We start from the raw sequence: 25,186 nt of genomic DNA, 5'->3' as shown, positions 1-25,186 counted from the left end.
AGCTCAACCACCGGTGCAACCTGGCTGCAACCTCCCGGCTCCTACGCTGTAGGCAACGGCGGGCCCCCTAGCGGGCCGGCCTCCTGCACAGCAAAGGAGCTAAGCAATGACCGTTTACGCACAGCCAGGAACCGACGGTTCGAAGGTCACCTTCAAGGACCGGTACGAGAACTGGATTGGTGGCGAATGGGTGGCCCCGGTCAAGGGCCAGTACTTCGAGAACATCACCCCGGTCACGGGCAAGGCCTTCTGCGAGGTGGCCCGCGGCACCGCGGAGGACATCGAACTGGCGCTGGACGCGGCCCACAAAGCGGCGCCGTCCTGGGGCAAGACCTCCGTAGCTGAACGTGCCGCCATCCTGAACAAGATCGCGGACCGCATCGACGAAAACCTCGAAATGCTCGCCGTCGCCGAAACCTGGGACAACGGCAAGCCTGTCCGCGAAACCCTTAACGCAGACCTTCCGCTGGCCTCGGACCACTTCCGCTACTTCGCCTCCGCCGTCCGTGCCCAGGAAGGCAGCCTGTCCCAGCTGGACGACAACACCACGGCCTACCACTTCCACGAACCCCTCGGCGTGGTGGGCCAGATCATCCCCTGGAATTTCCCCATCCTGATGGCCGTCTGGAAGCTGGCCCCGGCGCTCGCGGCCGGCAACACCGTGGTCCTCAAGCCCGCCGAGCAAACACCGAGCTCCATCCTGGTCCTGATGGAACTCATCGGCGACCTCCTGCCCGCGGGCGTGATCAACGTGGTCAACGGCTTCGGCGTGGAGGCCGGAAAGCCGCTGGCGTCCAGCTCCCGGATCCGCAAGATCGCGTTTACCGGCGAAACCACCACCGGGCGGCTCATCAGCCAGTACGCCAGCCAGAACCTGATCCCCGTCACCCTGGAACTGGGCGGCAAGAGCCCCAACATCTTCTTCAACGACGTTGCCCAGGAGAACGACGCCTTCTACGACAAAGCCCAGGAGGGCTTCGCCCTGTTCGCCTTCAACCAGGGCGAGGTCTGCACCTGCCCGTCCCGCGCCTTGGTGCAGGAAGACATCTACGAGTCCTTCATGGCCGACGCCGTGGCCCGGGTGGAGAAGATGATCCAGGGCAACCCGCTGGACACCGAGACCCAGGTTGGTGCGCAGGCGTCCAACGACCAGCTCGAGAAGATCCTGTCCTACATCGACATCGGAAAGCAGGAAGGCGCAAAGGTGCTCACCGGCGGCGCCCGTGCCGAACTGCCGGGCGACCTGGCCGGCGGCTTCTACGTCCAGCCCACCATCTTTGAGGGGCACAACCGGATGCGGATCTTCCAGGAGGAGATCTTCGGGCCCGTGGTGGCCGTGACCAGGTTCAGCGACTACAACGACGCCATGGGCATCGCCAACGACACCCTGTACGGGCTGGGTGCCGGGGTATGGTCCCGGAACGGCAACGTGGCCTACCGGGCGGGCCGGGAAATCCAGGCCGGCCGGGTCTGGGTCAACAACTACCACGCCTATCCGGCCGGCGCTGCCTTTGGCGGCTATAAGTCCTCCGGCATTGGCCGGGAAAACCACGCCATGATGCTGGACCACTACCAGCAGACCAAGAACCTGCTGGTCAGCTACGACGAGAACAAGCTGGGCTTCTTCTAAACCATCGCTACCTCCACTATAACGACGCAAGGATTTCGCCAATGACGACGACAATGCAAGCAGCAGTAGTAACCGAATTCGGCACCGACCTGTCCATCCAGGACATCGACGTTCCGGTGCCCGGGCCCGGGCAGGCACTGATCAAGGTGCTCACCACCGGTGTCTGCCACACCGACCTGCACGCCGCGGAGGGCGACTGGCCGGTGAAACCCACTCCGCCGTTCGTTCCCGGCCACGAAGGTGTCGGCGAAGTGGTGGGCCTGGGCGAGGGCGTCACCGACCTCGCCCTGGGCGACCTCGTGGGCAACGCCTGGCTCTGGTCCGCCTGCGGCGACTGCCAGTACTGCCGCACCGGCTGGGAAACACTGTGCGAGGCGCAGCAGAACGGCGGCTACAGCGTGGACGGCTCCTTCGGGGAGTACATGCTCGTGGACTCGCGCTTCGCGGCCCGCATACCGGCGGGATCCGACCCCGTCGAGGTGGCGCCGGTGCTCTGCGCCGGCGTCACCGTCTACAAAGGCCTGAAGATGACCGAGGCGACGCCGGGTCAGTGGGTCACCATCTCCGGCATCGGCGGCCTGGGCCATATCGCCGTCCAGTACGCCGTGGCCATGGGCCTGCGTGTCGCCGCGGTTGATATCGCCGACGACAAACTTGCCCTGGCAAAGGCCCACGGCGCCGAAGTGACAGTCAATGCCTTGCATGAAGACCCGGCAGAAGTGATCCAACGTGAAACAGGAGGCTGCCATGGAGTCCTGGTTACTGCTGTGCACCCGTCAGCGTTCGGGCAGGCGATCGGGATGGCCCGCCGCGGCGGCACCATTGTGTTCAACGGGCTGCCGCCGGGGGACTTTCCTGCGCCGATTTTCGACATCGTGCTCAAGGGGTTGACGGTCCGCGGCTCGATCGTGGGCACCCGGCAGGACCTGGCCGAAGCCCTGGATTTCTACGCCCGGGGGAAGATCCACCCCACGGTCTCCGTACGCGAGCTTTCCGAGGTCAACGCGGTGTTCGATGAGATGAAGCACGCCAAGATCGACGGCCGCGTGGTGCTGAAGTTCTAATGCACATCCATGGGCTTGAGGCCGCCGTGACGCTGCCCGGGGAAGACTTTTCCCGGGTGGCGCTCACGCCCGCGGCCGTGGACCTCCTGCGGATGCTCTGGGAGCGGCACGGTCCGCTCATGTTCCACCAGTCGGGCGGCTGCTGTGACGGGTCCTCGCCAATGTGCTACCCGGCAGGGGACTTCATCACCGGGGATTCAGACGTCCTGCTGGGGCTGTTCGACCTGTCGGACGGAGTGCTGCCCCTGCCCCTGGAGTTCTGGATGTCCCGGGAACAGTTCAATTACTGGAGCCACACGCATCTGACTGTCGACGTTGTTCCGGGCCGGGGAAGTGGGTTTTCGGTGGAGGCGCCCGAGGGCAAGCGCTTCCTGATCCGCTCAACCCTGATGGACTGGCCCGTCTAGGAAGTTCGGTCAAACACGCCCGGGGCTCTCCATCAGGAGGGCCCCGAGTGCGTTGGCGGAATATAGTTCGGCCGTTGAGCCGTCTCACTATTCGGGACAATTGGGACCGTCCAGTGGATGGACACTATCGTTGATAGGTCTGTTTCCCTCACAAACCAGGATTGTGACCCCCAATGAATCTTCTGCGGACAAAATCCATCGAGCAATCGATCGCTGACGCCGATGAACCCGGACGCAAGCTCAAGCGTTCCCTCAGCACCTGGGACCTCATGATCATGGGCGTCGCCGTGGCTGTGGGCGCCGGCATTTTTTCCGTTGGCGCCAAGGCTGCTGCGAATTTCGCCGGCCCCGCCGTCACGCTGTCCTTCGCCATCGCCGCCGTTACCTGCGCGCTGGCCATCATGTGCTACGCCGAGTTCGCCACCGCCATCCCCGTGGCCGGTTCAGCCTATGTCTTCACGTATGCCACCATGGGCGAACTCCTTGCCTGGATCATCGGCTGGAACCTGATCCTGGAGTTGTTCACAGCCGCCGCCGTGATCGCCAAATACTGGGGCATCTACCTCAGCAAGGTCTTCGCCCTCACCGGTGCCGACATCCCGCCCGCCATCTCGCTGGGCGGCGTGGACCTCTACTGGGGCGCCTTCCTGATCGTGGCCATCTTCACCGTGCTGCTGGTCCTGGGCACCAAGCTCTCCGCCCGGGTTGGCAACATCTTCACCCTGATCAAGATCGCCGTGGTGTTGTTCGTGATCGTGGTGGGCTTCACCTACGTCAAGGTTGAAAACTACACCCCGTTCGTTCCGGCAGCGCAGCCCACCGCCGGCACCGCCGGCGCGGACGTGCTGAAGCAGTCCTTCTTCGGCTTCCTTACCGGGGCTGCCCCGGCCCAGTATGGCACCCTGGGCATCTTCGCCGGTGCCGCCCTGGTGTTCTTCGCCTTCATCGGTTTCGATGTGGTGGCCACCTCGGCCGAGGAAGTGAAGAACCCGCAAAAGACCCTTCCCCGCGGCATCTTCGGCGGCCTGGCCGTGGTCACACTGCTCTACATCCTCGTGTCGCTGGCGCTGACCGGCATGGTGTCCTACACCCAGCTGGCCGAGGCCAAGAGCCCCACCCTCACCACCGCCTTCGAGGCGGTCGGTGACACGTCAGCCGCAAAGGTCATCGCCTTCGGGTCCCTTGTGGGCCTGACCACCGTGATCATGGTGCTCCTCATGGGCCTGTCCCGCGTGGTGCTCGCCATGAGCCGCGACGGGCTGCTGCCCCGGGCCCTGTCCAAAACCAGCGACAAGCGTTCGACGCCGGCGCGCCTCCAGATCATCTGCGGCGCCGCGGTGGCCCTTGTTGCGGGCCTCACCAACGTGGACCTGCTCGAGGAAATGATCAACATCGGTACGCTCTCCGCGTTCGTGGTGGTGAGCCTGGGAATCCTGGTGCTCCGCAAGAAGCGCCCTGACCTGAAGCCGGCCTTCCGTGTTCCGTTCGGCAAGGTGCTGCCGGTTGTCTCGGCCGCCCTGTGCCTGTACCTCATGACCAATCTCGCCGTGGAGACCTGGATCTTCTTTGCCGTCTGGCTGGTCATCGGCCTGGCCATCTACTTTGCCTACGGCCAGCGCCACTCGCGGCTCAACGAGCGCTTCGCTGAAGCCAACGCGTCCGTCAACAACCGTCCGGGCACCAGCGCACGCCCAGCGGCCGCGTCGGATGACGAGGACGAGCTGTCCCGGACCTGAGCGTCCTTGCGCCCCTGGTGAACTGCCCGCCCGGCCCCCGCCGGGCGGGCAGCGGCGTTTCCGGCTCCTAGGATGGATGTATGGCACGTCCTTCCCGTTCAGAACGCAAAGGTGAACTTCTTGCTGCCATCCTTGACTACCTGATGGACAAGACCCTGGCCGAACTGAGCTTCCGGAGCCTCGCCGAGGGCCTGGGGATGAGTTCCTACACGCTGGTGTACCACTTCGGCAGCCGGGAACAATTGATCAACGACATCGTGGTGTCCATCGAGTCGCGCCTGGACCGGATGCGCAACACCGATGTCCGCGACATTGACCGGGACGCGTGGCGCGCATTCCTGCTCGACTCGTGGCAGTGGACCATGGCCCAGCGGAACCGGCACCTGACCCGGCTCGAATTCGAGGCCACAGCGCAGGACATTGTGGCTGCCACGCCGCGGGGCACCGCGCAGGAGCATTTCCGCCTGCTGCACCACAAGACCCGCGACTGGCTGATGGTCCGGGGCATTCCCGAAGAATACGCGGACACCGACGCCAGGCTCTTCACGTCCACCTTCTACGGCCTGCAGTTCGATTTCGTGGTCATGAACCAGCCCGACGCCGCCACCAAGGCCTTTGAACTCATGCTGGCGGTGTTCTTCAACAACCTCGAGACGCGCCTCGCGGCCGCAGCACAGCACCCCGCGGGACAGCAACCAGCGGGCCAGTGAGCCACCAGGCGTCACGGGGCTGCGTAGCGGCCCACCCACTCCACGAGCGGACGGAGTTTCCGCCACCTTTCCGCGATCTCCTCCTTGGCCTCCGGTGTGGAAACCCACTCCGGCTGGCCCACCTCGACCGCGGCGGACAGTGATTTGTGCTTGAGGAGTTCGGCGCGGGGATGGTCCTTATCGAAACCCCGCGGGACGGTCTTCAGCTTCTCGCCCTCGATGGCAAAACCTGCCCCGGCCACGGCGTCCACAATGCCCTGCAGGGCGGACCCGCTGGCGGAGGCGTCGGCGGCTGAACGGAACCGGGCCAGCTGGGCGGGGGTGTGGGAGTGGTAGCCGCCGCCGATCAACAGTCCGTCCGCATTGATCTGGAGATAGAAACCGACGCCCTCCTGGCGTGCGGCAAATGCTCCCTGCGCGGTCTTGTACGGCGATTTGTCCAGCGAGAAGCGGATGTCCCGGTTGGGACGGAACAGTTTGGCGGGGCCAAACTCGGGTTCCAGCTCTGAGAGCAGGAGGGTGAGCGGCTGCTTCACCGCCTCCTCATATGTCGCCTTGTGTTCCTGCCACCAGTCGCGGTTGTTGTTCTCTTCCAGCTGCGCGTAGAAGCCGAAGGCCTCCGGGGGAATGCCTGCGAAAGTACTCATGTAGGGAGCCTAGGGCTGCCTGCCGCAACCGGCCAGATCTCCGCGGCCGTATGTGCAAAACAACAGCCGGACAGCAGAACACCCCGTTCCCGGCAGCCCGGGAACGGGGTGTTGTGTGGCCCGGGGGCCTGGAATGCCGTATTAGCCCACCTTGTTGGCGGACTCTGCCTGGGAGGTCGGAGCCGAGGGTGCATCGGCTGCGCCGAGGTTGGCGCGCAGCTTGGCGCCCAGTTCGGCGTCGACGTTGGTCCAGTACTGGATGGCCCGTTCCTTGATGTCGGCGCTCTTGACGCCGCCCACTGCACCGGAGATCGTCTCCAGGAACCGGGCCTTGGCGGCCTCGTCATAGACCTCGCGGTACAGCGCGCCGGCCTGGACGAAGTCGCCGTCCTCCGCGTGGAGGGAGTGCGCGGCGAGGGTCAGTTCGCCGTCGTTCTCCCAGCCGCCGGCCGGGTTCTGCGGCTCAACCGCAGCGGGGCCGCCCACGGAGTTCGGTGCGTAGACCGGAACCGACGGAGCGTTGAACAGGTAGCGTCCCGCGCCGTCCTGGCTGTAGTTGTTGACCTGGTTCTTGGGCTGGTTCACCGGGATCTGCGCGTGGTTGGTGCCCACGCGGTAGCGGTGCGCATCGGCGTAGGAGAAGATGCGGGCCTGCAGCATCTTGTCCGGCGAGGCGGCGATGCCGGGGACGAAGTTCGACGGCGCAAAGGTGGCCTGCTCGATCTGCGCGAAGTAGTTCTCCGGGTTCTTGTTCAGCTCCATGGTGCCAACCTTGATCAGCGGGTAGTCGCTGTGCGGCCACACCTTGGTCAGGTCGAACGGGTTGTAGCGGTAGGTCTTGGCGTCCTCGTAAGGCATCACCTGGACGTGCAGGTCCCAGGAGGGGAAGTTGCCGGCGGCGATGTTCTCGGACAGGTCGCGGATGTAGAAGTCCGCGTCGGACCCGGCCAGCTGCTCAGCCTGCTCGCTGGACATGGAGTTCACGCCCTGGTTGGACTTGAAGTGGTACTTGACCCAGAAGCGCTCGCCGGCGGCGTTGATCCACTGGTAGGTGTGCGAGCCGTAGCCCTGCATTTCGCGCCACGAGGCGGGCAGGCCGCGGTCGCCCATGAGCCAGGTGACCTGGTGTGCGGACTCGGGGGACAGGGTCCAGAAGTCCCACTGCATGTCGGCGTCACGCAGGTGCGTACCCGGCAGGCGCTTCTGCGAGTGGATAAAGTCCGGGAACTTGATGCCGTCGCGGATGAAGAAGACGGGGGTGTTGTTGCCCACGAGGTCGTAGTTGCCCTCGGTGGTGTAGAACTTCACGGCGAACCCGCGGGGATCGCGCCAGGTATCCGGGGAACCGTTCTCGCCGGCGACGGAGGAGAAGCGGATCAGCATCTCGGTCTCGGCGCCCGGCTGCAGGAACGCGGCCTTGGTGTACTTGGAGATGTCCTCGGTGGCCTTGAACGTGCCGAATGCGCCGCCGCCCTTGGCGTGCACTACGCGCTCCGGAACCCGTTCGCGGTTGAACTGGGCAAGCTTTTCGACGAGGTAGTGGTCGGTCAGGATGATGGCACCGTCGGCACCAACTGACTTCGAGTGAGCGTCGGACGTAACCGGCGCACCTGACTGGGTTGTGGAAACGGCAGTCATTGTTCTCCTATTTCTCTTTTTCTTGCGAGGGACTATGGGGAGGAAGTTGCTGGGCCCGCTGGCAGTCCTGGCAGATGCCCTGGTACATGACGTCGGCGATCTGGATGGTCATGGGCTTGGCGTCAGGGTTCCAGTGGGGCGTGAGGCACGGGGCATGGCCGACGGCGCAGTCCACGTCCTCCACGCGCCCGCAGCTGATGCAGATGGCGTGGTGGTGGTTGTCACCCACGCGCGTCTCGTACAGGGCAGGGGAGTGCGGCGGTTCGAAGCGGCGCAGCATGTGCAGGTCCGTCAGGTCGCCCAAGACCACGTAGACCGACTGGGCCGTCAGCTCGGGCAGTTCGGCCCGGGCGGCGGCCAGGATGCTTTCGGCAGGTGAATGCGGGTGGCGTTCGACGGCGGCCAGCACGGCGAGCCGCTGCTTGGTCACCCTGCGGCCGTGGGCGCGCAGGGCCGCAGCCCATGCGTCCTGGCCGTCAAAGTGCTCCGTCATGGCTCCATTCAAACACTTATTACTACTAACTCACAATAAGGCTTGGCTTACCTCGTAGCGGTCCTTCGCACCAGGGCGCCCCGCGCGCTCGGGTCGTGGCCGGCGTCCAGTGTGTCGATGCTTTTTGACAGGGTCTGTGACTACTGCCATAGTCATTGTTATGGACCTGTTGGACAGCTGGACAGCTAGACAAGAACCGGTGGTGCGCGTTGGTGCGGCAGAGCAGGTTTTCGCTTCGCTGCGTGGCGCCATTGAAGGTGGAAAGATCCCTGTGGGCACCCGCCTCGACTCGGAAGCGACGCTTGCCCGGCAGTACGGAGTGAGCAGGACCATGGTCAGGGAGGCGCTTCGCTCATGCACCGCCCTGGGACTGACGGCCACCCACACAGGCAAGGGGACCTTCGTCATAGCGGACAAGGTTGCCCGGGACCTCAAGCTTGGAAAGTACTCTGCCAGCGCCCTTGTGGAGGCCCGGCCCCATGTCGAAGTACCTGCTGCAGGTCTGGCTGCCCGGCGCCGCAGCGACGAAGACCTGGAAGCCCTCCGGGAGATCCTTCGTGAAATGGCGCAGGAGGATGACATCCAGCAATGGGTGCTCCTGAATACCGAGTTTCACATGACCATCGCCCGGTGCAGCGGCAACGGCGTTTTTGAATCATTTCTGTCGGACATTTGTGAGGCCATGGCAAACCAGTCAAGTACCCTCAACCTGATGGCCGACCGGCGTAAGGAATCAGGCAACGAACACGCCCGCATCTTCGCTGCCATTGAGCGGGGCTCGGCCGAAGACGCGTCCCAAGCCATGACCATGCATCTGCACGGCGTCGAGTGTGCCCTGGGCACCATCGTCCCGGGAGGCTGACCAACCCGGACCGATCTTCAGGCGGCAGCCCACCGGATCTGCCACAGTCCTGAGCTCACAGGACAACCTGAGCGCCATTCCCTTTATGCCCTTCCCTCCACACCCTGGTTCACCCTGCCCTTTTTCAGCCCAGCACTTTCGTCCACGCCGACAACGAAGCCTTGTGAGGACTCTCTTGACTACCATTGAAACCGCCGTGCCCGCCGCTACCCGGTCAGAGCATGACTTGCTCGGGGACCGGGACGTCCCTGCCCGTGCGTATTGGGGTGTGCATACGCTCCGTGCTGTGGAGAACTTCCCGATTACCGGGCAGAAGCTGTCTTCCAACATGCACCTGGTCCGCGGCCTGGCCGCGGTCAAGCTGGCCGCCGCCCGGACCAACCGTGAACTGGGATTGTTGGACGCCGAACGGGCTGACGCCATTGAGCAGGCGTGCCTGGACGTCATGGCGGGCCGGCTCGCGGACCAGTTCGTGGTGGACGTTGTCCAGGGCGGTGCCGGGACGTCGTCGAACATGAACGCCAACGAGGTCATCGCCAACCGTGCCCTGGAAATCCTGGGCCACCCCAAGGGTGACTACGCCAGGCTGCACCCGAACGACCACGTCAACCTCAGCCAGTCCACCAACGACGTGTACCCCACCGCGGTGAAGCTGGGCACCATCTTCGCCGCCCGGGAACTCCTGGCAGCCCTCGAAGAACTCGAGGATGCCTGCGCCGCCAAAGCCATGGAGTTCCGCACCGTGGTCAAGATGGGCCGCACCCAGCTCCAGGACGCCGTCCCCATGACCCTGGGCCAGGAGTTCGGCAGCTACGCCGTCACCATCGGCGAGGACCGGCTCCGCCTGGCAGAGGCCGAGTTGCTGATCCACGAGATCAACCTCGGCGCCACCGCCATCGGCACCGGCCTGAACGCCCCCGCCGGATACGCCGCAACAGCATGCCGGCACCTGGCCGAGATCACCGGCCTGCCGCTGGTCACCGCCGTCGACCTGATCGAGGCCACCCAGGACGTGGGCGCGTTCGTGCACCTCTCCGGTGTCCTCAAACGCGTGGCAGTGAAACTGTCCAAGATCTGCAACGACCTCCGCCTGCTCTCCTCCGGCCCCCGCGCGGGCTTCGGCGAGATCAACCTCCCGGCCGTGCAGTCCGGCTCCTCCATCATGCCCGGAAAGATCAACCCGGTCATCCCCGAAGTGGTCTCCCAGGTCGCCTACGAAGTGATCGGCAACGACGTCACCATCACCATGGCCGCCGAAGCCGGGCAACTGCAGCTCAACGCCTTCGAACCGATCATCGTCCACAGCCTCCACAAGAGCATCTCCCACCTCGAAGCAGCCTGCCGCACCCTCACGGCCCGCTGCATCAGTGGAATCACCGCCAACACCGACCACCTGCGCCGCACCGTGGAGCAGTCCATCGGCCTGGTCACCGCATTGAACCCCCACCTCGGCTACGCCACCGCCACCGCCATCGCGCAGGAAGCCCTCGCCACCGGCAAGGGCGTCGCCGAACTCGTCCTCGAACACCGCCTCCTCACCGACGCCCAACTCCAGGACCTCCTCAGCCCCGAACGCCTGGCAAACCTCAGCAAGTAGTCCCCACCCGCCCCCTGGCCCCGCAAACCCGGCCAAGGAACCCGGCAGGCCCGGGCCCACCCCAAATCGTCCCCTGGGCTTTGTACCAGGGGTATATGAACATGCCCGAATTTCCTCAGCCGACGACACAGAAGCGGACCTCAGCGACGAGGACCGTCCCGGCCACGGGACCGACTTCCCGGCATTTACCGAAGGATGAATATGAAAAACAAATCAACCATGTGGATCCTCGCCGCACTGGTTTTCGGAATACTGGGCGGCCTGCTGTTCCACTGGCTGCTTCCCACGGACGCCCGCGGATCAGTGGTTACGGTGCTGGACACCGTCACGCACATGTTCCTGAACCTGATCAAGATGATCATCGCTCCGCTGATCTTCGCCACCCTTGTCTCGGGCATCGCAGGTGCTGCCAAATCAGCCGGGGTGGGGAAACTCTTCGGCCGTTCCATGATCTGGTTCCTGTCCGCCTCCGCCCTGGTGGGTGTCTTCGGCTTCATCAGCGCGCATCTGCTCAATGTGGGCGCGGGCCTGCATCTGCTGCCAGGTGGAGATGCGGGGATTGAGTCGAAGCCGCTTGATTACGCGGACTTCATCACCCACATCATCCCCACCAGCGTTTTCGCCGCCCTGGCCGCCAATAACCCGCTTCAGATCCTCGTCTTCGGGGCGCTCTTCGGCATAGCGCTGTTGAACCTTCGCAAGAGGGGCCGTTCCTCCATCGCGGACGCTGTCGATGAACTCATGGGTGTGATGCTCAAGGTCACCGGATACGTGATGCTTGCGGCTCCGGTGGGTGTCTTTGCCGGCATCGCGTCCGCCTTCACGGCCCAGGGCCTTGATGCGTTTGCCACCTATGCCTCGTTCATCGGCGGATTCTATGTTTCCCTTTCGGCTCTGTGGGTCCTCATGATCGCCGTCGCCGTCGCATGCCTCGGTAAGGCAGCGTTCCGCCTGGTCCGGATCGTGCGTGAACCCATGCTCATAGCCTTCGCCACCTCCAGCAGCGAAGCGGCTCTGCCCAAGCTCATCGAGGGCTTGACCAAGTTCGGCATCGAGAAACGAACCACCGGGTTCGTCCTTCCCCTGGGCTACTCCTTCAATGTCGACGGCTCCATGATGTACATGACTTTTGCCTCTGTCTTCCTCATCAACGCCTACGGCATCGACATGGACCTTGGCCAGCAGATCGCGATGACCGGAATGCTGTTACTCAGCAGCAAGGGCATGGCCGGAGTCCCGCGCGGTTCGCTCGTGGTCGTGGCCGCCGTCGTTCCCGCCTTCGGCATTCCGGCGGCCGGAATCGGCGTCCTGCTGGTGATCGACCAAATCCTGGACATGGGCCGAACCGCCACCAACATCCTGGGAAATGCAATTGCCACCGCTGTCATCGGACGGAACCACGACAAGGCGTCCAGCCTGTCGCCGTCTGTCGCCGGCACCACGCAGGCCGCAGCGGAACCGGTTGAAGAACTTGACGCTGAGGGCAGGCAGCGCGAGACCGTCTCGATGCACTGAGGTACTTCCAGTTGGCAGATCATGCCGTGTCCGGTTTGGCCTGGTTCCGGCCCGGCATCGAACCCGGGCACGGCTGATCTGCAATGGGCGGGTTTCTCGTGATGGTGGCGGCCCCGGTTTGGCGACCTGCCAGCCGGCCGCGCGGCTAAGATTCTGGATGAGGGCCGGGTCCTTCTGCTCGGCCTTGCACTGCGCGGAACCAGGTGCCGCAGCAGGCCGTTCCTTAGGTAAGGAGGAAACGTGCACAACCATCACAACGGACTGAAGACCGCCGCGCTGTTCGGGGTGCTCTGGGCCGTACTGCTCGGCCTGGGCGGCCTCATCGGCGTCGGTACCCGCAGCTCCGCGCCTATCGTGATCATGGCGCTGATTGGCGTCGGCACCACGTTCTACGGCTACTGGAACAGCGACAAGATCGCCATCCGGTCCATGCAGGCGTTTCCGGTCACGGAAGCACAGGCCCCGCAGCTCTACCAGATTGTCCGGGAGCTCTCGGCCCGCGCCAACCAGCCCATGCCGCGCATCTACGTCTCGCCCACCATGAACCCCAACGCCTTCGCCACCGGACGCAACCCGCGCAACGCTGCCGTCTGCTGCACCGAAGGCATCCTGCAGCTCCTGGATGCCCGCGAGCTCCGGGGAGTGCTGGGGCACGAGCTCATGCACGTGTACAACCGCGACATCCTCACCTCCTCGGTGGCTGCCGCCGTCGCCGGCGTGATCACCTCGGTGGGCCAGATGCTGCTGTTCTTCGGCGGCGGTGACCGGCGGAACGCCAACCCGCTGGCCATGATTGCCATGGCGCTGCTGGCGCCCTTCGCGGCGTCGCTGATCCAGATGGCCATCTCCCGCACCAGGGAGTACGACGCCGATGAGGACGGTTCGCAGTTGACCGGGGATCCGTTGGCGCTTGCCTCAGCCCTGGCCAAGATTGAGCGCGGCGTCAGCATCGCTCCGCTGCCGCCGGACCAGCGACTGGTCAACGCCTCGCACCTGATGATCGCCAACCCGTTCCGCGGGGGCGCCATGAACAAGCTGTTCGCCACCCACCCGCCCATGCGGGACCGGATCGCCCGGCTGGAGCGGATGGCCGGCCGGCAGCTGTAGCGGCGGCAGGCCCGGCGTCGTAAGTTGCCTTGGCGACCCGCGAATCCATTCTCGACGCGCAAACAGGCCGGCGCACCCCAGATATCGGGTGCGCCGGCCTTTTTGCGCAGCGGAATACTTTGTGCGCGCAGGGAACGACTGCGGCGGCAGCCTAGCTGCGGAAGTTCACGAACTGCAGGTCGGCTTCCTCGAAGTCCTTAAGGAGCGCCATGGTGGCCTGGAGGTCATCACGGGACTTGGAGGAGACGCGCAACTCATCGCCCTGGATTTGCGACTTGACCGACTTGGGGGCTTCGTCGCGGATCAGCTTGTTGATCTTCTTGGCCAGGTCCTGGGCGATGCCCTCCTTGATGGAGGCTTCCAGGCGGAACTCCTTGCCGGAGGCGTAGGGCTCGCCGGTGTCCAGCGACTTCAGAGAGATGCCCCGGCGGATCAGCTTGGACTGCAGCACGTCCAGGACGGCCAGCACGCGCTCCTCCGAGTTGGCCTTCATGAGGATCTTTTCCCCGCTGAAGTCCACCTCCGCGCCGACGCCCTTGAAGTCGTAGCGCTGCGTGAGTTCCTTCTGGGCCTGGTTGAGGGCGTTGGCCACTTCCTGCTTGTCCACTTTGCTTACGACGTCGAACGTTGAATCGCCTGCCATGACTCTCCTTGTGCTGGTGGGAGCCCTGCGCGGAACAGGGCCGGGATCACTGGCATCAAGCCTAATACGGATGCCCCGGAGGGAGTGGCGATGAATTCACAGTTCCCTCTCAGCGGACGCACCGCGGGAACGAAGGCGCCCTGGCGAGAGTTGGAGCAGTTGTACAAAGCTCGAAGGGAACACCATGCACCGCAAAGCCGCCCGTTACGTCACCCGGACTACCACAGCAGCAGCCGGGGCGGTGGCAACGGCAGCAACCTCGGTGGCCGCGGCGGCAGTGGCGGCATCGATCGTCTTCAGCCCCGTGGCGGACGCTTCCTCGCGGCTGGACGGCGTGCGGGCGGACCTCCAGCGGGCGGTGCAGCTGAACCAGATCACCGCCGAGCAGGCGCTCAGTTTCGAAGCCAAGCTCGCGGGACGCATCCTGGGCGAGGGCTGACCGGGGGCGTCTTTGCCCGTCATTTCAGGGGATTGCGGGTGCTGCAGGGCCCGATTCGATTCTTCGCCGGAAGTTCTGTAAAGTTGTCTTGCCCGCGGTTACTGGAAGCGGAACGGACCGGAAACGGACGCTCCGAACACTGCATCGGCGGGTACTTCTTTTGAAGTTCGGCAGATTACCCGAGCGGCCAAAGGGGGCTGACTGTAAATCAGCTGGCAACGCCTACGGGGGTTCGAATCCCTCATCTGCCACCCTTGGAAAAGCCTCCGGAACCATCAGGTTCCGGAGGCTTTTTCGTGTCTCAAGGCAGGTCCGGAGGACGCCCGGAAGTGGTCCCAAACCGTCGTCGACACCATGGGGCGAAGCGTCATGGCCTTGTCCGCGGATCCTGCCGGTAAAGGTTCGGACCCGCGGACAAGCTTCTGAAATCCCGGTTCAGCGCCGTGGTTCACGTGCAGTCAGTTCAGTGCGATCAAGAGCATCGTGCTGGTGCCCGGGATGCAGGTCTGCAGGATGGCCCGCGGAAACCCGCCGAAGACCGCAATCACGTCATTGGTGGTTCCGGGGTTGGGGACTGTGCCGCGGCCGGTCACGGTGTAGGTGCCGTAGCCGGGGATGCTGATGGTCTCACCCACCCCTATTCCGGAGAACCGCGCCCAGCCGCCGCAGAAGTCGTGCTCGGTAATGAACAGCGAGTACCCGTCGTTTGGGGTGAAGTGGATGGGGCCGATGCACGCGTCCACCATTGACTGGCCGCCTGACCCTGCCACGTAGATCGTGCGGACGGCGGGTGCCGCCGGGGCCGCCGGTGCCGGCGCAGGTGCAGGAGCCGCGGCGGGGGCCGGGGCTGCTGCCGGGACGGGCGCGGCGGCTGGAGCCGGAGCCGGGGCGGCCAACGCCACGGCGGGGCCGGTCAGCAGCAGTGTCTGCCCCGGGTAGATGATGCTGTAGGCGCCCAGCCCGTTGGCGGCGAGCATGGCGTTCATGTCCACGCCGTGGCTGGCGGCAATCCCGCCCACAGTGTCGCCGGAAACCACGGTGTAGACGTTCGTGTCACCTGCGGGAGCGGGAGCGGGAGCGGGTGCCGGAGCCGGTTCGGGGGCGGGGGCTGGTGCCGGCTCGGGTGCCGGTGCCGGGGCCGTCTCCGCGACTGGAGCGGCCGCCGGTGCCGCGGCGGCTGCCGCAACAGGTGCATCTTGCCCGGAGGCGTCTGCTGCGGTCCCGGTTTCAACGGCGGGAGCCGGCGACGGCACAGCGGCCTCGGCCACCTGGACTGCCGCCGCAGGTGTGCCTCCGCTGAGGGAGGCAGGCGGCGCAGCCATCGCGCCGATGCCCATGGCGGCCACAACGGCCGCCGTGGCCATGCCGGCCCATAACTTGTTGGTGATGACCGGACGTCCGGTGGTGAGGTCCGTCCGGGGTTCGTCGGTGACAAAGCTTCTGCTGGTGCCGTCGGAAGGGGGGAGAGGCTGGTTCATGGGTGGGCCCATCTGGGTTCGGTCCGGCCAGGACATGCGGTGCATGCCCCTGGCGAAGGACGGATCGCGATGCCATTGCACCGCGGGCCCCGGCAAGTGCCGGAGCCGCGGGCGGCGCAAGATGGAGGCATCCGCATACCCAGAAAATGCGGAGCTCCGCGTGGGGCAGGAACGTCCGGAAGCAACCCGGGCGCACCTGCCGGTGCGTGGTGGTCCTAGGAATCCCGAGTCTAGGAATCCGGCCACGGCGCGGGCACCAGTAGGAATTACCCGAGTTTTCGGCCCCGGTACTCGTCCCCCGGAGCGCCCCTACTCAGGGCCGGAGCGTCCGGTACTTGCCGCTACAGTGCCCGGCGCTCCCGCAGTTCCGCGATTTCCCGGCGCAGCAGGGCGATCTCGGCAACCAGTTCCGCCACTTCCACGCGCATGGGTTCTTCAACCGCTTCGGCCACCGATTCCGCTGTGTCCTCCACCCGCTGGACCAGCCACGACGCGATGGACGCGGTGACCACGCCCAGCACGGCGATGCCGCTCATCATCAGCGCCGTCGCCACCAGCCGGCCAATGGGCGTGACGGGATACATGTCTCCGTAGCCCACCGTGGTGATGGTGGACGTGGCCCACCACAGGGCGTCGCCGAACGTGAGGATCTTGGCGTCGGGCGCCCACTGTTCCACGTCCAGGACTGCCAGCGCGCCCACGAACACCAGCAGCGCGGCAGAACCGGCCACATAGGTCACCACCCGCCCGCGCAGTGTTTCGCCCACGGTCCGGTGCAGTACTGACAACAGGGTCACCAGCCGCAGCAGGCGCAGGGGCCGGAAGAAGGGCAGCGCCACGATGACCAGCTCGTGGAGGTTGCGGATGAACCACTGCCGGCGGTTCTCCGCCAGCCACAGGTTCGCCGCATAGTCCAGCACGAACACGCACCACGTCACCCACATGACCATTTCCAGCCAGTCCGCGCCGCTGCCCTCAAGCCGGCCGATGACCTGCCATGCGTAGGCTGCCAGGAACACCAGCGCCGTTGCCATCAGGGGCCACTCCGCCAGGTCCCGGTAGCGTTGCTGCGTCATGCTGGAAATCCTACGGCGATGCCGCACGCAACAGCAGGTGTCCAGCATGTTACCCGCGGGTAGCATTGGGGCATGCACCTGCTCCTGAGAACCTTGCTCCTGCTGTTCCGTTCCGCCCGACGCGCGCCCCTGTCCGTGTGGGAGTCCTCGTCCCTGCCGCTTCGGGTCCTGCCCACGGATATCGACATCGCCATGCACGTCAACAACGGCATGTACCTCTCCCTCATGGACCTTGGCCGGTTCGACCTCATGGTGCGCAGCGGCGTCTGGAAGCGGATGCGCCGCCGTGGCTGGAGCCCGGTGGTTTCCGCGGAAACCATCGCCTTCCGCAAATCGCTGCAGCTGTGGCAGGACTACACCATCGAGACCCGCGTCATCGGGCTGGACACCAAGGCGATCTTCTTCGAACAGCGCATGGTGGCCGACGGCGAGATTTACGCCCGTGCCTACATCGCCACCCGGCTGGTCGCCAAAGGAGGGCCGGTCAGCCAGGAAGACATCCTCGCGGAGTTCGGTGCCCCGCCGGCGGACCTGGTGCTGCCCGAATGGATCCACGAATGGCGCGCCACCAGCGCCCTCCCCGGCAGCCGCACCCCCGCCCCGCACCTGTGGGATGCCTACCGCTGAACCGTCGTTCCGTCGTCGTACGCCCGGTATTCCCGATGACGCGGGGAGCGAACACCCGCGACATGGACAGCCCCGGGCGCGTAGCGTAGTCGCATGGCTACCCTTGACATCACAGGTGAACAGTTCGCATCCACGATCGAAGGCAACGATATTGTCCTGGTCGATTTCTGGGCAGAATGGTGCGGCCCCTGCAAGCAATTCGGGCCCACGTACGCCACCGTCTCCGAGAAGCACCCGGACGTCCTCTTCACCAAGGTGGACACCGAAGCCGAACAGCAGCTCGCGGCGGAGGCAGGCATCACCTCCATCCCCACACTGATGGCCTTCCGCGAAAAGGTGCTGGTGTTCTCGCAGCCCGGCGCGCTGAACGCCCAGCAGCTGGAGCAGGTGGTGGACGCGGTGAAGGCCCTGGACATGGACGAGGTCCACGCCCATGTGGCCCGCCAGCGGGAAGAGGCCGCAGCGCCGGCCGGCAAGCCCGCCGGTCCGCAGGACGGCACCCAGATTCCTGACTTCTAGACCTCGTTAAAGCAAACGGCGGGACCCCGTGCAGGGGTCCCGCCGTTTGCGTTAGTGCTTCCTTAGACGCGTTCCACCTTGACCGGTTCGGCCAGCAGCGCGCTCAACGATTCATTCAGGTCCTGCACCGCGGTGCCCTTGGAGTGCTTATCCAGGTCCTCCTTGGACGCCCACTGCTCGGTCAGCACCAGCTGCTCCTCCGTAGCTTCGGTCAGCTCGTAGCGGATGCAGCCCGGTTCATTCACCACCTCGTCGATGGCAATTTCCAGGGCCAGTTTGACGCGGAAGAACTCGCCGTCGTTGGGGATGAACGTTGCTGTCAGGTCAATGGGTGCACTCATGGTTTTCACAATACCGGGCGCCGCCGGCCCGCCTCCTGTGTTGCGCCCGCTTCGGGCCCCGCCTTCCTTCTCCTGCCGGGATCCTGTTGGTAGCGTTCCAGCATGCGTGCTTTTACAGCCGGGGACACTGACGTCCCGCTCCTGGACGAAACCATCGGCGCGAACTTCGAGCGCGTCGCCGCGCAGTTTCCGCTCCATGACGCACTGATCGAGGCCGCACCCGTGCCCGGCGCCGATGCGCGGCGCTGGAGTTACACCAAAATGAACGACGACGTCGACCGGCTGGCCAGGGCCCTCCTCGCCCTGGGTGTCGCCAAGGGGGAGCGTGTGGGCATCTGGAGCCCCAACTGCGCCGAGTGGACGCTCCTGCAGTACGCCACCGCCAAGGCCGGCGTGATCCTGGTGAACGTCAACCCCGCCTACCGCAGCCACGAACTCGAATTCGTCGTCCGGCAAAACGGCATGCGCATGCTGGTCACGGCGCCGTCGGACAGCAACAGCGACTATGTCGGCATGGCCCGCAAGGCCCTCGACGCGTGCCCCGACCTGAAGGAACTCGTCTTCCTGCCGGACCACGGCCTGGACGGGCTGGCGTCCGGCGTCCCCCAAAGTGGTGCGGAACTCACCTACGCTGAGCTGCTCAAGCGGGCGGACGACGTCGGCCACGCTGCCCTGAAGGCCCGCATGGCCGAGCTCAGCCCGCACGATCCCATCAACCTGCAATACACCTCCGGCACCACGGGGTTCCCCAAAGGCGCCACGCTGACCCACCACAACATCCTGAACAACGGCTACGCGATCGGCGAGTTGCTGGGGTACACCGAACACGACCGGGTGGTCATCCCCGTGCCGTTCTACCACTGCTTCGGGATGGTGATCGGCAACCTGAATGCCCTCAGCCACGGAGCCGCCACCATCATCCCCGGCCGCGGTTTCTCGCCAGCCGCCGCACTCGAGGCGGTGCAGGATTTTGCGGGGACGTCCCTGTATGGCGTGCCCACCATGTTCATCGCAGAGCTGGCGCTGCCGGACTTCGGCTCCTATGACCTTTCGACCCTCCGGACCGGGGTGATGGCGGGCTCCCTGTGCCCCATCGAGGTGATGAACCGGGTGATTTCCGAGATGAACATGGTGGATGTGGCCATCTGCTACGGCATGACCGAAACGTCCCCGGTGTCCACCATGACACGCAAGGGTGACACGCTCAGGCAGCGTACGGAGACGGTGGGCCGGACCATGCCGCAACTGGAGAGCAAGATCGTGGATCCTGCCACTGGTGAAGACCTTGAACGCGGGCAGATCGGAGAACTCTGCACCCGGGGCTACGCCGTGATGTCCGGGTATTGGAACCAGCCGGACAAGACAGCGGAGGCGATCGATGCCGACGGCTGGATGCACACCGGTGACCTTGCCCGCATGGACCCGGACGGGTACGTGGTGGTGGAAGGCCGGATCAAGGACATGGTGATCCGGGGCGGCGAGAACATCTACCCGCGGGAGATCGAGGAGTTCCTGTACACCCATCCCGCCATCCAGGACGTCCAGGTCATCGGGGTCCCGGATGCCAAATACGGCGAGGAACTGATGGCCTGCATCATCCTCAAACCGGGGGCAGAACCGCTGGATGCGGCGGCAGTGGCTGAGTTCTGTCGCGGCCGGCTGGCGCACTACAAGGTTCCCCGCTACGTGGAGGTCCGGGAGAGCTTCCCCATGACGGTCTCCGGGAAGATCCGCAAAGTCCAGATGCGCGAGGAAGCGGTGGCCCGGCTGGGACTCTAGGCGTCCACCCGTCGGCGACCAGTACGCTTACGGACGGCAACCGCCACCAGGGCGGCCGCGGCGACGGCTGCTGCCGCCGCTGCAAGGACGGCTGCACCGTTCCTTCCGGTCAGGGAGGCCTTGGGCGTACTGCCGGCGGTGACCTCGTTGGCCGGAATGTTCCACTCGGATGGTGCGGGGAGGATTCCGTCGGGCAGTTTCTCGTGCCGGAGCTCACGCCGTGCGGCGAGCCCTTCCCTAACGTCCTCTGTGGGGGCGGGCTCCAGGGCGTCCGCCGCCACCGCGGCCGGAAGGTCAACGATGTAGGGCTCGCCGTAGTGCGCCGACGAAGCCACCGAGTCCAGCCAGGTCCCGGGCGGGGACTCGATGCCCCGGCGGCTGAACTCGGCCAGGAGCAGGTCCCGGATCTCGTCCTGGTTCCTGCCCTTTGCGTTCCTGGTGACGTCGAAGATCGCCAGCTGGAGTTGCACCTTCCAGTCCTCGCCGGGGTCCACGGCGGTGGGGTCCTGCCCGGTTGGATCCTCGTCCAGGGGTTCCCCGCCGGCCTGGGTGTTGCCTGGGTTGGAGCTCATGGGGATCCTCTCGATCGTGGTCCGGCCGTCGGCCCGGCCGGACGCCACACCGTAGCTGTACCCATCGCGGTCCGGATCAAGCACCTGCGGCCGGGCCGTGATGGACCTCAGTGCCGGCGGTGGTCCTGGATGGTCATCCGCGGGCCAAAAGTGGGCTTGCGGTAACCGGTGCTCTGGATCATCCGCACCACCCGTTGCCGGTGCCCCCGCCAGGGTTCCAGCAGCCGGATCATGCCGGCGTCGTCGGTCCTGCGCCCGGTGAGCGCGGCCCCGATGTAGGCCGCCAGGTGGTAATCGCCCACCGCGATGGAGTCCGGGCAGCCGTGGGTGCGCTGCACCACCTCGGCGGCGGTCCAGACACCGATCCCGGGAATCACCTGCATTCTTTCCGCGGCTTCCGCAGCCGGCAGCGCTGCCAGCCGTTCCAGGGCGGCGGCGGAGCGCAGCGCCCGCATGACGGTGGCGGAACGCTGGGGACCCACACCGGCCTTGTGCCACTCCCAGCTGGGCACCTGCAGCCACTGTGCCGCCGTTGGCGCCACCATAAGTCCTGCCGGAGTGGAGGGCCCCGCGCTCGGGGCCGGCGTCCCATACCGGTGGACCAGGTACCGGTAGGCGCGCCGGGCCTCAATCACCGTCACCTTTTGCTCCAGGATGATGGGCACCAGCTGGTCCACCATGCGGCCGCTCGCGGGCAGGCGCAGGGACTGGCCGCTCCGGCGTGCCTCCCGGACCATGCGGGGCAGCGTGGCATGGAAGGCGGGTTCGTCGAAACCCCGCCAGTCGTCGTCGGCCCCCAACAGCCGGGGGGCCGCCTGGACCGCGGCTGCTGCACCCGGGCCCCACGCCTGGACGTCCACCCAGGGGCCGCCCGCTTTGCCGCCCGCGGGGGCCAGCCGCAGGGTGGCCGGCCCGGTGGGGGCCGTGAAGGCGTTCCAGATGCCATCGCCCTGGACGCAGAAGGACGGATCACTGTTGCCGCGCAGCAGCGGGCCAAGGGTCCGCGACAAGCTGTAGGGAGCCTCCGGATACCAGCGCAGGGACACGTCCGCGGCGGCCGCCAGCCGGGGAGGTGCGTCTGCGATCGTCATGTCTTCCATGGTCCCACGGCCCACCGACACCGGCGGGACCATCGGCCCTTCTCCGCATCGCGGCCGGGACCTAGGATCACTGCGGGTGGCGCGCGGGCAACGGACTGTCCACAAGCCGTGCCGCAAAGAACGAGGAGGCCATGGTGGGCGGAGCAGTGCATTTCGAGATTCCCGCGGACGACCCTGAGCGGGCAAGGAAGTTTTACCAGGAAGCCCTGGGGTGGCGGATGGAACCGGTGCCGGGGATGGACTACACCATGGTCATCACCACGGACATGGATGCGGCGACGGGCCAGCCAACCACGCCGGGAGCGATCAACGGCGGAATGATGGCCCGGGAAGGCCGGATCACCGCCCCCGTCATCACCGTGGACGTCCAGGACATCAACGCCACACTGAAGACGGTGGAGGAGCTGGGCGGTGCGGTGGTCATGCCCAGGAACGAGATCCCGGGCATGGGCTATACGGCGTACTTCCAGGATTCCGAGGGCAACGTGATGGGGCTCTGGCAGAACCTTGCGCCGCAGGCCACCGGGACCCCGGACGGCTCCTGAGCACCACGGAAAACGAGCCGTCAGGGCATCCCGGAAACCAGCCACAGCGCCAGTACGGCCAGCGGCACCGTCAGCACGACGGCCACCAGTCCGGCCACCGCAAACCCGCCCCACCTGACCGGGACGTTCAGCACCCGCAGCCGCTCATGCCACAACAGCGTGGCCAGCGAAGCCCACGGGCTCACCAGCGGGCCCAGGTTCACGCCGATCAACAGGGCGGCCAGCCTGGCCGGTGATCCGGCCACCGGCTCCAGGGCCAGGTAGGCGGGAAGGTTGTTCGCGGCGTTGGCCGCGCCCGCGCCCAGCCCGGCCAGCTGCAGGAGCGCCGGCAGGCCGTCGCCCGACCCGGCTATGCCGGCCAGCAGGGTGGTCAGCCCGTGTGCGTGCAGCGTTTCCATGAGCATGAACAGGCCCACTGTCAGCATCAGCGGCCGCCAAGGGATCATGGACCACCGCAAAGCCGAGGGCCTGCGGCGCAGGAAGACGGCCAGCAGGACCGCCGCTGCGGCAAGGGCCGGGTACTGGACCGGGACACCTGACACCAGGGCCGGGAGCAGGACCAGCAGCGTCACCGCGGCGGCCTTCAACAGGGTGCGGTCGCGGACGGGATGGGACGGCTGCGGCCCGTAGGTTCCGCGCAGGTCCCGCCGGAACGCCAGCCACAGCAGGATGAGGGGGACCAGCAGTCCCACGACGGCGGGCGCCCACACTAGTCCCGCGAATCGCCATGGGCTCAGGCCAAGCCGGTCCTGCGCCAGCAGGTTGGTCAGGTTGGAGACGGGCAGCAGGAGTGAGGCCGTGTTCGCCAACCAGATGCTGGTCAGCGCGAACGGCAGCGGAGGGATCCGGGCGTGGACGGCCAGGAGGACAACCACGGGTGTCACCAGCACCGCGGTGGTGTCCAGGGACAGGAACACGGTGGCCACCGTGGCGACGGCCACCACCAGCAGCCACAGGGTGAAGACGCGGCCCCGGCCCATCGCCGCCAAGCGGTCCGTCACCACGCGGAACAGCCCTGCCTCATCCACCAGTTCCGTCACCAGGGACATAGCCAGTACGAAAGCCAGGATGGGAATGGTACGTCCGGCCAACTCGTCGAAGGCCGGGACGGGGAGGGCACCGACGGCGAGGGTGGCCAAGCCTGCCGCCAGGGTTGCGCCGGGCAGCAGGTAGCTCCGGGCCGCTTTCAGCCATGCGAACTGCATCACCGGGCTATCCTCGCATCCCGGGCAGGGAACGGCGCGCAGGAAGCGGTAGCTTTGTATCTATGAAGTACGCCCAGTCCATCCTGGACCTCATCGGCAATACGCCACTGATCAAACTCAACCACGTGACCGACGGCATCAAAGCGACCGTTTTGGTCAAACTGGAGTACCTGAACCCCGGCGGCTCCATCAAGGACCGTATTGCGGCACAGATGATCGAGGACGCCGAACGCGAAGGCAAACTGAAGCCCGGCGGCACCATCGTGGAGCCGACGTCCGGCAACACCGGCGTGGGCCTGGCCCTGGTGGCGCAGCAAAAGGGCTACAAATGCATCTTCGTGGTCCCGGACAAGGTGGGCGAGGACAAGCGTGCCGTGCTGCAGGCCTACGGCGCCGAAGTTGTGGTCACGCCCACGTCGGTGCCGCCGGACAGCCCGCAAAGCTATTACGGTGTCTCGGACCGGATCACCCGTGAGACACCCGGTGCCTACAAGCCGGACCAGTTCTCCAACCCGGCCGCGCCGGGCAGCCATTACAAGACCACCGGCCCGGAGATTTGGCGCGATACCGACGGCAGGGTCACGCACTGCGTCATCGGCGCCGGTACTGGCGGCACCATTACCGGCACCGGCCGCTACCTGAAGGAAGTTTCGGCGGACCGGCCGGAGTCCGACGGCGGCGTGGTCCGGATCATCGGCGCCGACCCCGAGGGCTCGGTCTACTCGGGCGGGACCGGGCGGCCCTACTTCGTCGAGGGCGTGGGCGAGGACATGTGGCCCGGCAACTACGACAAGTCCGTCCCCGACGACGTGATCGCCGTCAGCGACGCCGACTCCTTCGCCATGACCCGGCGCCTCGCCCGGGAGGAAGGCCTGCTGGTGGGCGGTTCCTCCGGGATGGCCGTCGTGGCAGCCCTCAAGGCGGCGCGGGACCTGCCGGAAAGTGCCGTCGTCGTCGTCATCCTGCCGGACTCGGGCCGCGGTTACCTGGCCAAGATCTTCAACGACCAGTGGATGCGGTCCTACGGCTTCCTCTCCGGCGGCGAGGAAACGTCAGTGGGGGAGGTCATCAAGTCCAAGAACGGCGAACTGCCGGACCTGGTGCACATCCACCCCAACGAATCCGTGCGCGACGTCATCAACATCATGACCGAATTCGGCGTCAGCCACATCCCGGTCCTCTCGCAGGAACCGCCCGTGGTGATGGGCGAGGTCCTGGGCGCCGTGGACGAGCGCACGCTGACCGCCAAGCTGTTCCGCGGCGAAGCGAAACTGACTGACAAAATCTCCGAGCACATGGGACCCAAGCTGCCCGTGATCGGATCGCTAGAAACCATCTCCGCCGCCAGGGAGCTGCTCTCGGACGCGGATACCCTGATGGTCACCTTCGTGGGCGCGCCCGTGGGCATCCTCACCCGGCACGACCTGCTGGCCTACCTGAGCAACTAAAGGAGCAC

General features: G+C 65.9%; 25 protein-coding genes and 1 tRNA gene. 16 read left to right on the top strand and 10 right to left on the bottom strand.

What is annotated here, in order from left to right; all coding sequences use genetic code 11:
* Window positions 1–106: 106 nt before the first annotated feature.
* The 5 genes from ACFVVC_RS17995 (at window position 107) to ACFVVC_RS17975 (ending at window position 5,547) form a co-directional block, all read left to right on the top strand.
* Window positions 107–1,630 carry an aldehyde dehydrogenase family protein gene (locus tag ACFVVC_RS17995; RefSeq protein ID WP_387456259.1) on the top strand — a complete coding sequence of 508 codons (1,524 nt, stop codon included), beginning with the start codon at window positions 107–109 and terminating at the stop codon, window positions 1,628–1,630.
* A gap of 41 nt (window positions 1,631–1,671) precedes the next feature.
* Entirely contained in the window at window positions 1,672–2,694 is a 1,023-nt protein-coding gene (gene adhP, locus ACFVVC_RS17990) for an alcohol dehydrogenase AdhP (protein ID WP_387456256.1), read from the top strand.
* A complete protein-coding gene (locus tag ACFVVC_RS17985) occupies window positions 2,694–3,101 on the top strand; it encodes a DUF779 domain-containing protein (protein WP_387456254.1) in 408 nt (135 codons plus the stop codon). Before adhP ends, ACFVVC_RS17985 begins: the two co-directional genes overlap by 1 nt.
* A gap of 173 nt (window positions 3,102–3,274) precedes the next feature.
* Window positions 3,275–4,837 carry an amino acid permease gene (locus ACFVVC_RS17980; RefSeq protein WP_387456251.1) on the top strand — a complete coding sequence of 521 codons (1,563 nt, stop codon included), beginning with the start codon at window positions 3,275–3,277 and terminating at the stop codon, window positions 4,835–4,837.
* An 80-nt stretch (window positions 4,838–4,917) separates the two neighbouring features.
* Window positions 4,918–5,547: a TetR/AcrR family transcriptional regulator gene (locus ACFVVC_RS17975; protein ID WP_387456249.1), complete on the top strand. Its 630-nt coding sequence runs from the start codon at window positions 4,918–4,920 to the stop codon at window positions 5,545–5,547.
* A gap of 11 nt (window positions 5,548–5,558) precedes the next feature.
* Here ACFVVC_RS17975 and ACFVVC_RS17970 read toward each other — a convergent pair whose 3' ends face one another.
* The 3 genes from ACFVVC_RS17970 to ACFVVC_RS17960 form a co-directional block, all read right to left on the bottom strand.
* Window positions 5,559–6,194 carry a DUF2461 domain-containing protein gene (locus ACFVVC_RS17970; RefSeq protein WP_387456247.1) on the bottom strand — a complete coding sequence of 212 codons (636 nt, stop codon included), beginning with the start codon at window positions 6,192–6,194 and terminating at the stop codon, window positions 5,559–5,561.
* A gap of 141 nt (window positions 6,195–6,335) precedes the next feature.
* Entirely contained in the window at window positions 6,336–7,832 is a 1,497-nt protein-coding gene (locus ACFVVC_RS17965; protein WP_387456245.1) for a catalase, read from the bottom strand.
* A gap of 7 nt (window positions 7,833–7,839) precedes the next feature.
* Window positions 7,840–8,325 carry a Fur family transcriptional regulator gene (locus ACFVVC_RS17960; protein ID WP_018760544.1) on the bottom strand — a complete coding sequence of 162 codons (486 nt, stop codon included), beginning with the start codon at window positions 8,323–8,325 and terminating at the stop codon, window positions 7,840–7,842.
* Window positions 8,326–8,485: 160 nt separating this feature from the next.
* On the opposite strand from ACFVVC_RS17960, the gene ACFVVC_RS17955 reads away from it, so the two are divergent.
* The 4 genes from ACFVVC_RS17955 to htpX all read left to right on the top strand — a co-directional run bounded on the left by ACFVVC_RS17955 (window position 8,486) and on the right by htpX (window position 13,406).
* Complete coding sequence (locus ACFVVC_RS17955; protein ID WP_387456305.1) at window positions 8,486–9,187, top strand: FadR/GntR family transcriptional regulator; 702 nt, start codon at window positions 8,486–8,488, stop codon at window positions 9,185–9,187.
* A 175-nt stretch (window positions 9,188–9,362) separates the two neighbouring features.
* On the top strand, window positions 9,363–10,784 hold the full coding sequence (locus tag ACFVVC_RS17950) for an aspartate ammonia-lyase (RefSeq protein ID WP_387456243.1): 1,422 nt from the start codon (window positions 9,363–9,365) through the stop codon (window positions 10,782–10,784).
* A 201-nt stretch (window positions 10,785–10,985) separates the two neighbouring features.
* On the top strand, window positions 10,986–12,299 hold the full coding sequence (locus tag ACFVVC_RS17945) for a dicarboxylate/amino acid:cation symporter (RefSeq protein WP_387456241.1): 1,314 nt from the start codon (window positions 10,986–10,988) through the stop codon (window positions 12,297–12,299).
* Window positions 12,300–12,539: 240 nt separating this feature from the next.
* The gene (gene htpX / locus ACFVVC_RS17940; RefSeq protein WP_387456239.1) at window positions 12,540–13,406 is read left to right on the top strand and encodes a zinc metalloprotease HtpX; all 867 of its coding nucleotides are present in this window, start codon (window positions 12,540–12,542) and stop codon (window positions 13,404–13,406) included.
* A gap of 151 nt (window positions 13,407–13,557) precedes the next feature.
* Here htpX and ACFVVC_RS17935 read toward each other — a convergent pair whose 3' ends face one another.
* Complete coding sequence (locus ACFVVC_RS17935) at window positions 13,558–14,049, bottom strand: YajQ family cyclic di-GMP-binding protein (RefSeq protein WP_387456237.1); 492 nt, start codon at window positions 14,047–14,049, stop codon at window positions 13,558–13,560.
* Between the two features lie 184 nt (window positions 14,050–14,233).
* On the opposite strand from ACFVVC_RS17935, the gene ACFVVC_RS17930 reads away from it, so the two are divergent.
* Entirely contained in the window at window positions 14,234–14,488 is a 255-nt protein-coding gene (locus tag ACFVVC_RS17930; protein ID WP_387456235.1) for a hypothetical protein, read from the top strand.
* Window positions 14,489–14,657: 169 nt separating this feature from the next.
* Window positions 14,658–14,739: transfer RNA gene (locus tag ACFVVC_RS17925), tRNA-Tyr, on the top strand.
* 207 nt (window positions 14,740–14,946) lie between these two features.
* On the opposite strand, the gene ACFVVC_RS17920 is transcribed toward ACFVVC_RS17925, so the two are convergent.
* Both ACFVVC_RS17920 and ACFVVC_RS17915 read right to left on the bottom strand, forming a co-directional pair.
* Window positions 14,947–15,966, bottom strand: coding sequence for a LysM peptidoglycan-binding domain-containing protein (locus ACFVVC_RS17920; protein ID WP_387456233.1), 1,020 nt, complete (start codon window positions 15,964–15,966; stop codon window positions 14,947–14,949).
* A 341-nt stretch (window positions 15,967–16,307) separates the two neighbouring features.
* Window positions 16,308–17,042: a potassium channel family protein gene (locus ACFVVC_RS17915; RefSeq protein ID WP_387456231.1), complete on the bottom strand. Its 735-nt coding sequence runs from the start codon at window positions 17,040–17,042 to the stop codon at window positions 16,308–16,310.
* A 72-nt stretch (window positions 17,043–17,114) separates the two neighbouring features.
* Here ACFVVC_RS17915 and ACFVVC_RS17910 point away from each other — a divergent pair, with 72 nt between their 5' ends.
* Window positions 17,115–17,669, top strand: a complete 555-nt coding sequence (locus tag ACFVVC_RS17910; protein ID WP_387456228.1) for an acyl-CoA thioesterase — start codon at window positions 17,115–17,117, stop codon at window positions 17,667–17,669.
* Window positions 17,670–17,762: 93 nt separating this feature from the next.
* Entirely contained in the window at window positions 17,763–18,188 is a 426-nt protein-coding gene (locus ACFVVC_RS17905) for a thioredoxin family protein (RefSeq protein WP_387456225.1), read from the top strand.
* 62 nt (window positions 18,189–18,250) lie between these two features.
* On the opposite strand, the gene ACFVVC_RS17900 is transcribed toward ACFVVC_RS17905, so the two are convergent.
* Window positions 18,251–18,529 (bottom strand): putative quinol monooxygenase, encoded by a 279-nt coding sequence (locus tag ACFVVC_RS17900; RefSeq protein ID WP_387456222.1) that lies wholly within the window; start codon window positions 18,527–18,529, stop codon window positions 18,251–18,253.
* A gap of 102 nt (window positions 18,530–18,631) precedes the next feature.
* Between ACFVVC_RS17900 and ACFVVC_RS17895 the strand changes: the two genes are divergently transcribed.
* Window positions 18,632–20,308, top strand: a complete 1,677-nt coding sequence (locus ACFVVC_RS17895) for an AMP-binding protein (RefSeq protein ID WP_387456219.1) — start codon at window positions 18,632–18,634, stop codon at window positions 20,306–20,308.
* On the opposite strand, the gene ACFVVC_RS17890 is transcribed toward ACFVVC_RS17895, so the two are convergent.
* Together ACFVVC_RS17890 and ACFVVC_RS17885 are read right to left on the bottom strand one after the other, a co-directional pair.
* Complete coding sequence (locus ACFVVC_RS17890) at window positions 20,305–20,880, bottom strand: hypothetical protein (protein ID WP_387456216.1); 576 nt, start codon at window positions 20,878–20,880, stop codon at window positions 20,305–20,307. The genes ACFVVC_RS17895 and ACFVVC_RS17890 overlap by 4 nt on opposite strands.
* A gap of 107 nt (window positions 20,881–20,987) precedes the next feature.
* Window positions 20,988–21,971 (bottom strand): DNA-3-methyladenine glycosylase family protein, encoded by a 984-nt coding sequence (locus ACFVVC_RS17885; protein ID WP_387456214.1) that lies wholly within the window; start codon window positions 21,969–21,971, stop codon window positions 20,988–20,990.
* A 140-nt stretch (window positions 21,972–22,111) separates the two neighbouring features.
* Between ACFVVC_RS17885 and ACFVVC_RS17880 the strand changes: the two genes are divergently transcribed.
* Entirely contained in the window at window positions 22,112–22,525 is a 414-nt protein-coding gene (locus ACFVVC_RS17880; protein WP_387456211.1) for a VOC family protein, read from the top strand.
* A gap of 20 nt (window positions 22,526–22,545) precedes the next feature.
* On the opposite strand, the gene ACFVVC_RS17875 is transcribed toward ACFVVC_RS17880, so the two are convergent.
* The gene (locus tag ACFVVC_RS17875) at window positions 22,546–23,730 is read right to left on the bottom strand and encodes an SLC13 family permease (RefSeq protein ID WP_387456303.1); all 1,185 of its coding nucleotides are present in this window, start codon (window positions 23,728–23,730) and stop codon (window positions 22,546–22,548) included.
* A gap of 62 nt (window positions 23,731–23,792) precedes the next feature.
* On the opposite strand from ACFVVC_RS17875, the gene ACFVVC_RS17870 reads away from it, so the two are divergent.
* On the top strand, window positions 23,793–25,178 hold the full coding sequence (locus tag ACFVVC_RS17870) for a cystathionine beta-synthase (RefSeq protein WP_387456208.1): 1,386 nt from the start codon (window positions 23,793–23,795) through the stop codon (window positions 25,176–25,178).
* Window positions 25,179–25,186 lie beyond the last annotated feature (8 nt).

Source organism: Pseudarthrobacter sp. NPDC058196 (assembly GCF_042882685.1).
In the GTDB taxonomy this organism is placed as follows: domain Bacteria; phylum Actinomycetota; class Actinomycetes; order Actinomycetales; family Micrococcaceae; genus Arthrobacter.
This window is presented reverse-complemented; position numbering and strand designations above follow the sequence as displayed.